12 protein-coding genes are annotated in these 12831 nt (G+C 55.4%); 4 read left to right on the forward strand and 8 right to left on the reverse strand.

The window, feature by feature from the left end:
* Positions 1-369: 369 nt before the first annotated feature.
* Positions 370-2040 carry a tetratricopeptide repeat-containing sulfotransferase family protein gene (locus ABLQ08_RS19960; protein ID WP_352945505.1) on the forward strand — a complete coding sequence of 557 codons (1671 nt, stop codon included), beginning with the start codon at positions 370-372 and terminating at the stop codon, positions 2038-2040.
* A gap of 36 nt (positions 2041-2076) precedes the next feature.
* On the opposite strand, the gene ABLQ08_RS19965 is transcribed toward ABLQ08_RS19960, so the two are convergent.
* The 3 genes from ABLQ08_RS19965 to ABLQ08_RS19975 are packed head-to-tail and all read right to left on the reverse strand — an operon-like array spanning position 2077 to position 5491.
* On the reverse strand, positions 2077-2637 hold the full coding sequence (locus ABLQ08_RS19965) for a DUF1254 domain-containing protein (RefSeq protein WP_352945507.1): 561 nt from the start codon (positions 2635-2637) through the stop codon (positions 2077-2079).
* Positions 2634-3323 (reverse strand): DUF1214 domain-containing protein, encoded by a 690-nt coding sequence (locus tag ABLQ08_RS19970; protein ID WP_352945509.1) that lies wholly within the window; start codon positions 3321-3323, stop codon positions 2634-2636. The genes ABLQ08_RS19965 and ABLQ08_RS19970 overlap by 4 nt, the downstream gene beginning before the upstream one ends.
* Positions 3320-5491: a transglycosylase domain-containing protein gene (locus tag ABLQ08_RS19975; protein ID WP_352945604.1), complete on the reverse strand. Its 2172-nt coding sequence runs from the start codon at positions 5489-5491 to the stop codon at positions 3320-3322. Before ABLQ08_RS19975 ends, ABLQ08_RS19970 begins: the two co-directional genes overlap by 4 nt.
* 283 nt (positions 5492-5774) lie before the next feature.
* On the opposite strand from ABLQ08_RS19975, the gene ABLQ08_RS19980 reads away from it, so the two are divergent.
* Entirely contained in the window at positions 5775-6254 is a 480-nt protein-coding gene (locus ABLQ08_RS19980) for a YcgN family cysteine cluster protein (RefSeq protein ID WP_352945510.1), read from the forward strand.
* A gap of 88 nt (positions 6255-6342) precedes the next feature.
* Here ABLQ08_RS19980 and ABLQ08_RS19985 read toward each other — a convergent pair whose 3' ends face one another.
* Complete coding sequence (locus tag ABLQ08_RS19985) at positions 6343-6960, reverse strand: TetR/AcrR family transcriptional regulator (protein ID WP_352945512.1); 618 nt, start codon at positions 6958-6960, stop codon at positions 6343-6345.
* A 118-nt stretch (positions 6961-7078) separates the two neighbouring features.
* Here ABLQ08_RS19985 and ABLQ08_RS19990 point away from each other — a divergent pair, with 118 nt between their 5' ends.
* Complete coding sequence (locus tag ABLQ08_RS19990) at positions 7079-7660, forward strand: NAD(P)H-dependent oxidoreductase (RefSeq protein ID WP_352945514.1); 582 nt, start codon at positions 7079-7081, stop codon at positions 7658-7660.
* 27 nt (positions 7661-7687) lie between these two features.
* On the opposite strand, the gene ABLQ08_RS19995 is transcribed toward ABLQ08_RS19990, so the two are convergent.
* The 4 genes from ABLQ08_RS19995 to ABLQ08_RS20010 form a co-directional block, all read right to left on the reverse strand.
* Positions 7688-9163, reverse strand: coding sequence for a transglycosylase SLT domain-containing protein (locus ABLQ08_RS19995; protein WP_352945516.1), 1476 nt, complete (start codon positions 9161-9163; stop codon positions 7688-7690).
* Between the two features lie 95 nt (positions 9164-9258).
* On the reverse strand, positions 9259-9777 hold the full coding sequence (locus ABLQ08_RS20000) for a DUF3833 family protein (RefSeq protein WP_352945518.1): 519 nt from the start codon (positions 9775-9777) through the stop codon (positions 9259-9261).
* 67 nt (positions 9778-9844) lie between these two features.
* Entirely contained in the window at positions 9845-10849 is a 1005-nt protein-coding gene (locus ABLQ08_RS20005) for a P1 family peptidase (RefSeq protein WP_352945520.1), read from the reverse strand.
* A gap of 56 nt (positions 10850-10905) precedes the next feature.
* Positions 10906-11433 (reverse strand): flavin reductase, encoded by a 528-nt coding sequence (locus ABLQ08_RS20010; RefSeq protein WP_352945522.1) that lies wholly within the window; start codon positions 11431-11433, stop codon positions 10906-10908.
* A 258-nt stretch (positions 11434-11691) separates the two neighbouring features.
* Between ABLQ08_RS20010 and ABLQ08_RS20015 the strand changes: the two genes are divergently transcribed.
* Entirely contained in the window at positions 11692-12795 is a 1104-nt protein-coding gene (locus tag ABLQ08_RS20015; RefSeq protein ID WP_352945524.1) for a branched-chain amino acid ABC transporter substrate-binding protein, read from the forward strand.
* Positions 12796-12831 lie beyond the last annotated feature (36 nt).

Here is a 12831-nt window from a genome sequence, read left to right on the forward strand (position 1 = left end):
TGCGACAATTTAGAGTGGTTTCGGCACAGTTACACGACACTTGGTAGCTATGGTGAAGGTTCGTCGAAAGACAACCAGGCAAATCCATCGTTCAAAGGCTTCAAGTTGCGCGAATGCCACTCTTTCCAAAATTGACTGACTGTCCACCCTTACAAAGTGGTTGCAATAACGTCTTCTGCGTCCTGTGCGAAGTTTCGATCGAATTCGATCGGACCGGAAATTCTCCTGGTTCACCGCCTAAAGAATCTGCAATTATGAATTGCCGATATGATTATTCGCAACTATATCGGTAAAGTGATTTGTAGTGATCGGTCATAACCGTCAAATTCACAGCATCTCGTCGCTAACGCATGGTTTAGTGGAGCTACTATGAGCTTGGAAGTTGAGAGACTCGTCCAGACAGCTCTTTCGCATCAACACGCCGGTCGGATCTCCTTGGCGTTCGAGCTTTTTGAAGAAGTGCTTCGGCTGGAGCCGCATAACCCACAGGCGAATTTTTCCCTCGGCATTGCCGCTTATCAGACTGGTGATGTCGGACTGGCCATTGCCCGACTTCAGACAGCGGCACGAAAGGCGTCAAAACATCCCCAGGTGCATCAGCTACTCGGTTTGGCCCTCATGAACGTGGGCGACCTTGACGCTGCTCATAAGTCTTTGAAAAAAGCCGTTTCCCTTGGACCGAAAGTCGCCGATTTCCATGCGCAGATCGGAGATCTTTACCGTTTGAAAAGACAGCCGGTTCTTGCCCGCCAGAGCTTTGAAAGAGCATTGAAACTCGATGCGGAGAATGGCTATGCGCTGGTTGGGATGGGGCAACTTGAAATCACGATTGGCAAAATCGAAGAAGCTGTCGAATGGTTCGAAAGAGCCGTCGCTGTCGGGAAAGAACTACCTTCAGCGCTCCAGTGCCTGACCATGACACGTACCTATCAGGATAGACCGGATGAACTCAATCTGATTGAAGATCTGCTGAAGAACGCCAGGGAGCTCGCCGCGCCTGAACAGGCCAATCTGCATTGGGCCGCCGGAAAGGTACATTATGATCTCGGTGATTCATTGCGAGCCGTTCAGCATTATCGGAGCGCAAGACGGCTTCGATATGCAGAGTTCGACAATACGGCACATGAAGAGCGCATAGCTTTCATGAAGGAGGTGTTTTCCGAGGACTTCTTTTCCAGTCGTCTGGAAGTCGGCAACGAAAGCGAGCGGCCAATTTTTATTTTTGGCATGCCGAGATCGGGAACCACTCTGGTGGAACAGATTTTCAGCCGTCATTCTAGCGTAGCGAGCGGAGCGGAAATTCCATTTTTCCGGCATCTGCAGCAGGACATCGGACTAACCCGGGCTCCTTCTTCGGCTCTGGAATTCCGATTGAAGAGCATGGACCCACGGGACTTCAAACGCATTGCCCGGAACTATCTTACAGTCCTGGACAGCAATGACAGGCGTTCTGATCGTGTGACGGACAAGATGCCTCACAATTTTGAGATGCTTTGGCTCATGGGGCTGCTCTTTCCCAAGGCGGCATTCATTCACTGTGTCAGGTGTCCTGCAGATACAAGTATCTCGCTGCTTTCGCATGCGCTTTCACCCGCGCACAATTATTGCATCTCACAAAAGTCGGTGGGACGTTATTTCAGGACCTATACCGATCTGATGGAACACTGGACCAAGGTTCTGCCGGTAGAACTCCACCGTCTCTCTTATGAGGATCTCGTTCACAGTCAGGAGACGGAAAGCCGGGACCTTTTGGCCCAGGCCGGGCTTCCGTGGGAAGAAGAGTGCCTGGAGTTCTACAAAGGAGACAGTCCGGTTACCACTTTCTCCAATCTGCAGGTTCGTAGACCAATTTTTCGTTCATCCATCGGACGTTGGCGACGGTACCGGGATTTGCTGACAGATCTTTTCGATGCCCTGGGGCCGCTGGCACCTGCGGAACTGAGAAATGAAGACGATCAGCGTCTGACTTCAGTAGCAGGGGAAATGTCGGGAAGCCCAGACAACGACGTCTTGCGGCGCAAGGAAAACGCTGCAGGCTGATCTCGTCAGTTGAGAAAGTCGTCGGCGGACAACTGGCTATCCCATCGTTCCGCAATTCGCTGCCATCAATGCCTTATCAACAGTATCGGCCTTCGACGGGTGCGGGACGAACGCCCTCAAAAGGGCGAAACCACTGATCTCATTGGTTTCGATGACAATCAGGTCTTCTAGGTTCTCAGGAGGATTTTCGCGCAGTATCGACAATTGCTCGGTCGTGATCACCAGCATGGAGAGCCTCTCTGCGCCTGCTGTACGGTTGTTGAGGCTGTAGACTGCTTCTCCGGCGGAGTTGAACAAACCGATCGACCAGAAGGAAACCGGAATGCTCGCGTCAAACAGTACCGGTCCGTCCGCAAGTTCAAAGCGGCAGGCGGCATGCTTCATCGCTGGGTCCAGGTCAGGAAGAACTTCTTGACCGGGTTTCAAGTCCGGCAACAGATTGAACTGCCTATCCGGCCCATGTTTTGCGACATTGTCAAACGCGCTGTGTTGCACGTTGTGGGGAATGCTCAACACAACGAGGATGTGAATGATTGCCGCCAGGCAGAGCGTTGCAAGAACGCCAACAGTCAGATTGAAGCGGGGGGAGAGCGTCATGGGCAGCCCTGCCTTTCAATTGCAGGCATGCTGACGCCATCCAGGGCTGCGCCGGTTGTGACCGGGGCATCGTAAAGCCGCAGGACGAAGCGCAATCCGTCGCTGGCGCTCGCGCTAGCGGCAAGGGGCAGCCAGTTTCCGGACTGAGGTTTGGTGGCCGCCGTTATGTCAAAGCTTCCATCCGGATTTCGCAGCAGGTTCTGGCTCGCCAGATGAACTCGACCCGGAAGGGTTTCGACCAAACGGCCATGACCATCAACTGCAGTCATGGTCCAAAGTCTCGCGGACGGCGTCTGTCCATAGATTCTGTAGATGCAGGTCGGGTCCAGAAGATGTCCGGTGCTGTCTTCCCGCGCGACCAGAGCGAGGCCTTCACCAGACGCAAGCGGAATGACGGCGCCGCGAGTATAGATAGCCACAGAGTAAGGATCAGCTTCTGCCGTTCCTGCGCGTGGATAGGCCTGCCAGGGACCAATAGAAACCGCATCGAGCGGCTGTTCTCGTTCTATGACAAGGTATGCTGAACTGATCCCAAGCAGCGACGCGAGGGCGACAACAAGCGTGACGGCCGTGAGAGTGCGCAGCGGATGGCTGCGGTGTGGGCGTATCGCCCGTGGAAGTCTTTCCTGATACCAGTCCGCTTCGCTGTGGGCGGGCGCCGGTGGTCGCGTGGAGGCATCTGTCATTGGGCCGCCGCATAGTCTGTCGGAGAAGAAGTGTTATCCGGGGCAGCCTTTGCACTGGAGCGTTCAATCAATTGTCGCAGATCCTTGCCGATCCTGAGCAACAGGTCCTGTGTGCGCCGTTTCAGGACTCGAGGCTGAGACTTGATCGCCTGGGCTTCAGAGAGTTTTGTCGGTTCCGTGCTGGCAAGACGGGGAAGGCTTTCGGCCTCGACACCTGGCATCCTGGCAAGTTCGATCCCCCTATGGGCATAATCCATGTACAGCTGCCAGGTCATGGCCGGCAGACTGCCACCGGTGACGCGGCGCGTGGAGGTGAAATCGTCATTTCCAAACCAGACAGCGGTTGAAAAATTACCCGTGTAGCCGACAAACCATGCATCTCTGTACGCGTTGGTCGTACCGGTCTTGCCACCAGCGACGACACCGTCGATCCGGGCTCTTCGGGCGGTGCCTGCCTCGACCACGTTGACCAGGATGTCATTGATCTGGTGCACCTTGTCTTCAGGTAGAACCCGTTGGCGCTCCGGCTGCTCCTGCTCACGGCGATAGAGAACCTTCCCATCGCTGTTCTTGACTTCCAGAATGGCGTAGGCAGGCGCTCTGTAACCACCGTTTGCAAAGGATGCGTAAGAGGACGCCATGTCGATCACGGAGACTTCCGAAGAGCCGATGGGCAGGGAAATCGAGTTTTCGAGCTCGTGTGTCAGGCCCATCGCATAGGCCGTTTCTATGATCTTTTCCCGGCCGAAATCGAGAGAAAGCCGGACGGGAATGGTGTTGATCGATTTCGTCAGGGCTGTTTTCAGTGTGACAGGGCCGCGATAGCGCCGGGAGTAGTTTTTCGGTGACCAGTTGCCGATCCAAACAGGCCTGTCGGGAACGATACTATCGGGTGCGTAGCCGTTCATGAAGGCGGTCATGTAAACGAACGGCTTAAAAGAGGAACCAGGCTGGCGCAATGCGTCGACCGCGCGATTGAACTGGCTTTCGCCGTAAGAGCTGCCACCGACCATGGCAACGACAGCGCCATCGGGGATCATGGAGACCAGTGCGGCCTCGCTTGCTTCGCGCAGTTTGCCGTTTTCACGCAGTATGGTTTCTACCGCTAGGTCAGCCTGTCGCTGAAGGGCTGGGTCCAGGGTTGTGCGAACGGTCACGATGCGATCCCGGGCAAGCGCGGGATTGCGTCTTGCGAGTTTCTTGACCTCGTCGAGCGCCCAGTCGAGGAAGTATTCCGGAAGTTGTTCCTGGGAACGGTCGACCGCAAGCGCGGGGTTGCGCCTTGCGCCGATCACCTGGCCCTCTGTCAGCAGATCCGCCTGGACCATGTTTGTCAGGACTTCGTTGGCGCGGGCCCTGGCTGCAGGCAGGTTGATGTGTGGGGCATATTTTGTCGGCGCCTTGTATAGGCCTGCGAGCATGGCACTTTCAGCAAGTGTCAGTTCCCTGACATTCTTGTTGAAGTAGAATTCGGCGGCGGCGGTCACACCGAAGACACCGCCACCCATGTAGGCGCGGTCGAGATAGAGTTTCAGGATCTCCTGTTTCGACAGGTTCGCCTCCAGCCAAAGCGCCAGATAAGCCTCCTTGATCTTGCGGCTCAGACTGCGCTCATTGGTCAGGAACAGGTTCTTGGCGAGCTGTTGTGTGAGGGTGGAGCCACCCTGGACAACGCCTCCGGCACGGGCATTTTCCACCATGGCACGGAAGGTTCCCATGAAGTCGATGCCGAAATGATAAAAGAAGCGACGGTCTTCAGTAGAAAGAGTTGCCTTGACCAGGGAATCGGGAATTTCCTCCAGGGGGACGCTGTCATTCAACACAATTCCCCGGCGGCCGATTTCCTTGCCGAACCTGTCGAGAAACGTAACTGCGAAATCGTCAGTTGTTTTCCAATCCGCGTATCGAGTTGCCTCAAAGGCCGGCTGCGCGAATGCCAGAACCACAACGAAACCGATCAGCCCGAAGGTGAGTCCGTCGGAGGAAAGTTCTGCCAGACCACGCCAGATACCTTTTGCACGAAACCGGCGCAAATAGGCGTCATATCCCTCAAGAACACGGCGGATCGCGGCGCCGCTGCGCCAGAGAGCCGTGTCGACTATTGCATCAATCGCAAGGAAGAACCGGCGAATGCGGTCGCGCTTGCGAGGCTTCGGAGCGCCTTTCATGTCACTTGATTGTCGCTGGTCTTCCACGCGAACTTGATCTCCGGATCAGTACAGATTTCTTCAAATTACCGGTTTTTTCCGTATGTGAAAACCGGGCCGGGCGGGTGACGCAATTTGCTCCCAGTTTATTGATCTTTCTTGCGAAAATACCATGGGCGATTTCGGAGCGTTTCTCCTGACTTGCCGTGCGGAATATAGCATGATAGGCGCAGGCGCTTCGGACCGTTCCGGAACACTTGGAATGTTCCGCCATATCCGCCTTCGGCATGGGCAAAGCATAAGAATGATATCTGATAAGGAAAGCGGTGTTTTGCCGTTCTGGAAGACCAAGACTCTTGACGAGATGACGTCGGAGGAATGGGAGTCGCTTTGTGACGGATGCGCCCGGTGTTGTCTGAACAAACTGGAAGACTGGGACACGGGGGAGATCGTCTGGACGGATGTTGCCTGCACGCTTCTCGACAGTGGCTCCTGCCGGTGCAAGGACTATGAAAATCGGGCTGCAACCGTTCCCGATTGCATCCAACTGACGCCGGATGAAGTGCGCACTCTTTCATGGCTTCCACCTACCTGCGCCTACAGGCTGGTGCGCGAGCAGAAGGATCTTTACTGGTGGCATCCACTTGTTTCCGGTGACCGGGAAACTGTTCATGCTGCCGGGATTTCTGTTCGCAACCGGACGGTGTCTGAAGACGGAATGCAGTTGGAAGACTATGAAAACCATGTGGTTTCCTGGCCCGGTGAGCTTCCGGTGGAAGCGTGAAGCCGGATTTTGTTGATTTCAATTTTCCGCGCAATCGCAAATCCCAAACGTGCAGATCTGCGGCTCCCGTGTTTGACGACAGGGACAGCTATTGAGCAAGAACGAACGCTTCGACATGCCGCCGAAGACGATGTTCCAATTCCGTAGTGTCCGTCATTTGATGGCTTTTGAGCAGAATTGCTCCATGGATCATGAAGGCGATCAATCCGTCCGTCATTTCTTCCGGCGAACGGTCCTTGCGGAGCAGGGGGGTGAATGCATCTGAGCCTTGCCAGCGCCCCAGAAAAGCAGTCAATTCAGTATCAAGGGCGTCGAGTGCTTCGACGAATTCTGCAGCGCAAGTCGGTTTTGTGACGCCTATATTGTCCAAAAACAATCTCAGGACTGTCGGACTGTCGGTGATAACTCCAATCAGCGCCATCATCCTGTGCATCAGCAGTCCGACAGGATCCGTCAGGGCTTCCGGTGGATTGTCGGATCCGTCCGAATTTGAACGCAGAGAGTTCAATCGGTCGAGCAGAACATGGGTCAACAGCCCGTTCATGTCGCCGAAATGGGAAAAAACCGTTCCCTTGGCGACACCGGCTTCCTGTGCAATTGCTTCGGCAGTGACCTGTTCCAGTCCATTTAAACGACTCAAGTCTTTGGCTGCCTGAAGCACCCGGGCCCGGGTGGCGATGCTGCGTTGTTGCGGCTTGCGTGTCATGAAACCTCTTAAAATTGACCGCGGTCAAATAATTCTTGACATCAGAGCATATCGATGTCAAAAAATGACCGTGGTCAATTTTATGGTTTGACCTTCATTCGAAAAAATGGATGTGAACATGACTCGGATCTTGATCCTCGACGGACATCCGGCGAAGGGCTCCTTTTGCGGTGCGTTGGCCGGTGAATATGCTGAAAACGCATTGAAGAAGGGCCATGAGGTGCGCGTTCTGCATTTGTCTGAGATGAAATTCGACCCGGATTTCGGCACTTCCGATTTCAAGAACGCTCCCGAACTTGAACCGGATCTTCAGGCGCTATGGAACGACATCACCTGGTGTGACCATGTCGTGATTGCCTATCCACTGTGGTGGGGCGGTCATCCGGCAAAACTGAAAGGCCTCTTTGATCGCGTCCTGCTGCCGGGCAAAGCTTTCAAATATGTTTCAGGCAAGGCTCTTCCGGAGAAGCTGCTGGAGGGGAGGACCGCCGAGGTGCTGGTGACTGCCGATACTCCAGGCTGGATTTTCCGCTGGCTTTACGGCGCAGGCTCGCGCAAGCAAACGGAAAAGCAGATCCTGTCGTTCTGCGGTCTCAAGCCGAAAGGGTATCATATCTTCTCGCCCATTAGCGGTTCGAACGACAGCGCAAGGGCCAAGATGCTGAGCCGGGCAGGTCATCTCGGCAGGAAGGCCGCCTGAGGGAGTTCCCAAGCCAACCGTCCGGTTTTATTCCTGTGCCGCTGCCTGCTTGGCGGCGGCATCGGCTTCGGTTCGTTTGATCTGATTGTGAAAGACCACGTAATACTGGTAGATATTGCCGACATAATCGATTGGTTGCCTGCCGATTTCAGAGGCAACAATCCATTCGACATTCCCAAACCATTCGTCCGGATCGTATCCCTGCTTCTTTGCCTTTTCGCGCATTCTGGCAAAACGACTGGGGCCGGCGTTGTAGGCCGCAAGCGCAAAGAAGGTCTGGTTCGCTTCCCGTGAAGACAGTTCTGGAAAGTACTGGTCGGCCAGGAAACGCAGATACTTTACGCCCGCGTGGACATTTTTCTCCGTGTCCTTGGTAACGCCACGGATATTGATAGGCGAACCCTCTGCCGTTGAAGGTTTGATCTGCATGAGCCCAACGGCACCCGCACGGCTTCGGGCTTTCGGATCAAATCGCGACTCCTGGAAACTCTGGGCCGCAATCAGAAGCCAGTCGAACTTGTATTCTTCCGCATATTTCTTGAACAGGTTCTTATACTCTTCGAGTTCTATTCCATAGCTGTCGTCCCGAAGATTGCGAAGGTAGTTGGCTTCCCTGAGGTACTTCTTGAAAATGATGTTGCCGAGGAGGGTGCCTTTTTTAACGGTTGCGGCAAATCCGTTGATTTCCTCCAGCAATTTTGGAGCTGTCTTTCGTACGGCGATCGCAATTTCGCCGTCGGTTCGAACCGCTGCCTTGGGGTGTATCTTGAGGCCGTCCAGCACTTCCAGCCACAAGTCCGCCTTGTGCTGGTCTACGATAACGGTCGATATGCCTCCGGCGGCAACCATTTCCATGAGATCCTCGTCTTCGAGACGTTCATCCGCCAGTACGAGGTCCATGGGTGTCTTGCCTTCCAGCTCAAACTGTTTGTTTAGAGCGTCCAGGCTTTCGTAGTAGGACGCGGAATTTCGCACGTAAATTGTCAGACCGGAGAGGTCTGACGGCGAAGAGTACTCGCCAACGTCGGTGCCCGTGACCGGGACTTCGTGTACGTCCTTGAGCAGCGGAAGTGAAAAGTCCGCCAACTTCTGGCGCTCCTCCGTGATCGTCAGATTGCCGAGGGAGACATCGCCGCGTCCTTCGTCAAGATCGGAGAACAGCTTGTTTCTGGGGGTGGGGATCAGGACGATTTTGAGGTCTTTCGTTTTCTTGCCGTAGTTCTTGTCCAGGAATTTTCCGAACTCGCGCATGATATCGACAGTGCTGCCCCGCTGTTCGCCCTTGTCGATAAAGTAACCCGTTTTGGAAAAGGGAATGAGTACACGGACAAAGCCGCGTTCGATGATTTCTTCGAAATCACCTGTGAAAGGAGACCGTAAATTCTCTTCCAGGTTATCTGCCAGCTTCGGCTCGGCTGCTTGCGCAGAAAACGCCAAAGCTGTCGCAATAATAAGCGGAAGACAGCGCAATCCAATCGTTGAGAAAGTGCGTAGTGGCATCATAACGGCCTCATGGAATAATAAAAGTATACTCCTTAAAGTTAGGCCGCTCCTGCTGATGCAATCAAGCTTTTACAAAATATCTTGTTCTGTGATCGCTACTTCGTGAAGGTCAGGTCCACGGTGCCAATGGTTATGCCTGCCTTCATGACGTTGGCTGTATTGCGAACTGTGCTTTGATCAATTTGCGTCAGAGTGTCGTCAAAGCGAAGTAGCAGTGGACCGTTCTGGGTCTGCAGTTCCGCTACATAGGAAAACCGAAGCGCTCCATTTTGGTCCGTGCTGACATTTGTCGGGCTTATGACGTCGGCCCTCTGGCCGATATACCGACCATCGGCGACTTTCTGGAAGAACCAGGTTTTGGTGTCCCGCTCTCCGTCTTGGTATACGAAGTCCTCACGCAGTCGCAGCGTGAATGTCCGCGGGTTCCAGGTTCCTCGCAAATAGACAGTAAACGGTCGGTTCACCCCGGCAATCTTGCTTTCAAAGACACCTTTGCCGATGGTCTTGCCACGAAAAAAGTCTTCCAGCACCAGGGGCTTTGATTGAGCGGAAGCTGCAGTTGCCGAAGCCAGCAGGGACAGGATGAAGGTAAGGGTTTTCCACGGATGGTCCATTGCTGCGATGTCTCTCTAATTGTGAGCCTACATCGCATACGGTTCGTCACCGCTGACAGATTTCCTGCTAAGCGCCGAATTTTTCCTGCCAGGTCGGGACAGGGTCATCCAGTGCCGGGGTGGCGTGATAGATGCCCTTGGCGATTGCGCGGGCAAGGCAGGAAGCCGCAGCTGCGCCGAGCTGCACCATGTCTTCCAGGCCGTTTTCAAGCCTGCGCTGACCGGTCGACAGGGCAAAAACCAGATCTCCGTCAAGCGGGGTGTGAGCTGGCCAGAGCGCGCGGGCAAGACCATCATGAGCCATAACGGCAAGGCGCTTGGCTTCGCCCTTGGTCAGAACCGCGTCGGTTGCAACCGCTGCGATCGTTGTGTTCGCCCCCGCCTTGAGGGCGTCCAGCTTGGTGCGCACGGAAATCCCGTCTTCGGGGAAGGGGTGTGCCATACCGCGGCCGCCGAATTCTTCTCCGATCTCGAACGGAGCTGCCCAGAAATGCTGGGTATCACCGACAGTCGCGCGGCCGAGCGCGTTCACGGCGACAATTGCGCCGACTGTGACGCCATTGTCGAGAACCTGTGAAGCGGACCCAAGACCACCCTTTAGATTGGCGGTTGTCGCTCCGGTGCCCGCTCCGACCGAGCCCAGAGCAAAATCGTGAGAAATCGCATCCAGAGCAGAGCGACCGAGATCGCGGTAGGGAGCGGCCTGACCCCAACTCTTGTCACCCCCATTGAGGAGGTCAAACAAGATTGCGGTCGGCACAATCGGAACCCGAACCGGGCCGACCTGAAAACCGTATCCGAGTTCGGCAAGCCGCCCCTGGACGCCGGCGCCCGCATCCAGACCGAAAGCCGAGCCACCGGCCAGGACGATCGCATCGATCTTTTCGACCGTTTGCTCCGGTTCCAGAAGAGCAATCTCGCGTGTGCCCGGAGCGCCACCGTGAATGGCCACCGATGTTACCGCCGGCTCGTCCGGGACGAGGACCGTAGCTCCGGATTTCAGATCCTGGTCGGAAGCATTGCCGACCTTCAGGCCGGGGACATCTGTGATCAGGTTACGCAATCCGGACATCGAGCGTCGTTCCACAAATCAAGAAATCAAGGAGCATTAGTTTGGTCGCGAGAGGCTCAGGTGTCGAGACTTTTATATCCCCTTCGAACGTAAAGAAGGGACTTGCCCGGGTCTTTCATGCGCAGATCGGCGACAGTGCCGACAATAATGGAATGCGTTCCCATTTCCGTCACCGAAAAGATCTCGCAATCCACGCTTAGACGTGCACTGTCGAGGGCAGGACAGCCAGTAGCGAGATTTGTCCATTCGCCCTTTGCAAATCGGTCCGGCATTTCGAGATTGTGCCGACCGGCGAACGTGTCCGAAATCTCTTCGTGGTCGTCGCTCAAGGTATTCAGGCAGAACGTCCGATTTCTCAGCACCGCACTATGCATGCGTGTCTGCCGGTTAAGGCAAATGAGAATGCTCGGCGGGTCGTCGCTCACGGAGCAGGCGGCGGAAACGGTCGCTCCCATGCGTCCGCCGGGGCCATCGGTCGTTACCACATGAACAGCGGCAGCGATCCGGCTCATGGCCTCTCTGAAGCTTTGCGTGTCCAGCGGCAGCTTGTTCTGGTCGTTGGGATCAGCGACGGATGACGACATAAATTCAGCTCCATAGGCCCAATGGCCGGGAATCGCTTGGGTTTCAGACGAACAGCGGAGTTTATTCATCCGGTAATGCCGTGCCTAGGGCGCTGTTGCAAACAAATTACCGTCATTGTCTGTTCAGTTCCCTCGGCCGCAACCAAGATATGTCGCAGCGGATCGCGTTTCGCCAGCATTTTTGTCGGTGGTCAGATTGAGCTCCGTGCCTAGTCGCGATAGGGGTAGGGAAAGGCAGTCGGATTTTCAGGGAAACGGATGACCTATCAGCATCTTGCCGCAAGCGTGACATTCCTGGCGTGCAGCCTCCTTTCCGGAGTGGCCATCGCCGAGATCCCGATCGCGATTGCTGGACCGATGAAAGGGCAATTCGGTCAGTTCGGGGCGCAAATGAGGGCAGGCGCCGAACAGGCGGTCAAGGACATCAATGCCGCCGGCGGTGTCAATGGTCAACCGCTCGTTCTGGAAATAGCAGACGATGCCTGCAATGCGGATCAGGCAGTGGCCGTTGCCAATCAGCTTGTCGGCAAAGGCGTCGTTTTTGTTGCCGGGCATTTTTGTTTCAGCGCCTCGCTTCCGGCGAGCGAAGTCTATGCGAATGCCGGTATCGTCCAAATCACTCCGGCGACCACGCTGCCGAAGTTTACCGATGAGCGCCCGGGAGAAGGTGTGTTTCGTCTGGCGCCAAGAGACGATGCACAAGGCCGGATTGCCGGGCAATTTCTGGCGGAACACTTCAAGATCGGCAACGTGGCGATCCTTCACGACAAGACGGCATACGGCAAAGGTCTTGCCGACGCGGTCAAGGATGCGATGAACGACCTGGGCAAAACCGAAAGCATCGCGCTTGGATTTGACGCTGGAGAGAGCGACTACAGGAACCTGGTGTCCCAATTGTCGCTGGAGGGGATCGATGCGGTTTATCTCGGCGGCTATCACCCGGAAGCCGGTCTCATCAAGCTTGAGATGGAGAAGCAGGGGCTCGGCGCGGTGCTTGTCTCCGGTGATGCGCTGATGACGGAAGACTTCTGGTCGGTTTCCGGTCCGGCCGGGAACGGTACCTTGTTGACCTATCCTCAGGTGCCGCGTGAGCTTCCCAGCGCGCAGGACCTCGTATCCGTGCTTGAAGCAAGCGGAAACCAGGGTGAACGCTACGCGCTGACTACATATGCGGCCATTCAGGCCTGGGCAGATGCGGCAACGACCGCAGGCGACACACAGCTTGAAGGTGTTTCCGTGGCATTGCAGGAGGGGACGTTCGACACCGTGTTGGGTCCGGTTACTTTTGACGAAAATGGCGACAGCAATGTCCCAACCTACATTTGGTACGAATGGCGCGATGGCGCGCCGAACCCGATGTAGCGCAGTTGCCGGATCAGGAAGTCGAAGTCCGACCGC

This window comes from Roseibium sp. SCP14 (assembly GCF_040329475.1).
Taxonomy (GTDB): Bacteria; Pseudomonadota; Alphaproteobacteria; order Rhizobiales; family Stappiaceae; genus Roseibium.

Bases quoted from the DNA above. Each gene is read 5' to 3' on its own strand.
- ABLQ08_RS19990 (WP_352945514.1), top strand. From the start codon at position 7,079: ATGACTCGGATCTTGATCCTCGACGGACATCCGGCGAAGGGCTCCTTT.
- ABLQ08_RS19970 (WP_352945509.1), bottom strand. From the start codon at position 3,323: ATGACAGATGCCTCCACGCGACCACCGGCGCCCGCCCACAGCGAAGCG.
- ABLQ08_RS19985 (WP_352945512.1), bottom strand. From the start codon at position 6,960: ATGACACGCAAGCCGCAACAACGCAGCATCGCCACCCGGGCCCGGGTG.
- ABLQ08_RS19975 (WP_352945604.1), bottom strand. From the start codon at position 5,491: ATGAAAGGCGCTCCGAAGCCTCGCAAGCGCGACCGCATTCGCCGGTTC.
- ABLQ08_RS20015 (WP_352945524.1), top strand. From the start codon at position 11,692: ATGACCTATCAGCATCTTGCCGCAAGCGTGACATTCCTGGCGTGCAGC.
- ABLQ08_RS19980 (WP_352945510.1), top strand. From the start codon at position 5,775: ATGATATCTGATAAGGAAAGCGGTGTTTTGCCGTTCTGGAAGACCAAG.
- ABLQ08_RS20005 (WP_352945520.1), bottom strand. From the start codon at position 10,849: ATGTCCGGATTGCGTAACCTGATCACAGATGTCCCCGGCCTGAAGGTC.
- ABLQ08_RS20010 (WP_352945522.1), bottom strand. From the start codon at position 11,433: ATGTCGTCATCCGTCGCTGATCCCAACGACCAGAACAAGCTGCCGCTG.
- ABLQ08_RS19995 (WP_352945516.1), bottom strand. From the start codon at position 9,163: ATGATGCCACTACGCACTTTCTCAACGATTGGATTGCGCTGTCTTCCG.
- ABLQ08_RS20000 (WP_352945518.1), bottom strand. From the start codon at position 9,777: ATGGACCATCCGTGGAAAACCCTTACCTTCATCCTGTCCCTGCTGGCT.
- ABLQ08_RS19965 (WP_352945507.1), bottom strand. From the start codon at position 2,637: ATGACGCTCTCCCCCCGCTTCAATCTGACTGTTGGCGTTCTTGCAACG.
- ABLQ08_RS19960 (WP_352945505.1), top strand. From the start codon at position 370: ATGAGCTTGGAAGTTGAGAGACTCGTCCAGACAGCTCTTTCGCATCAA.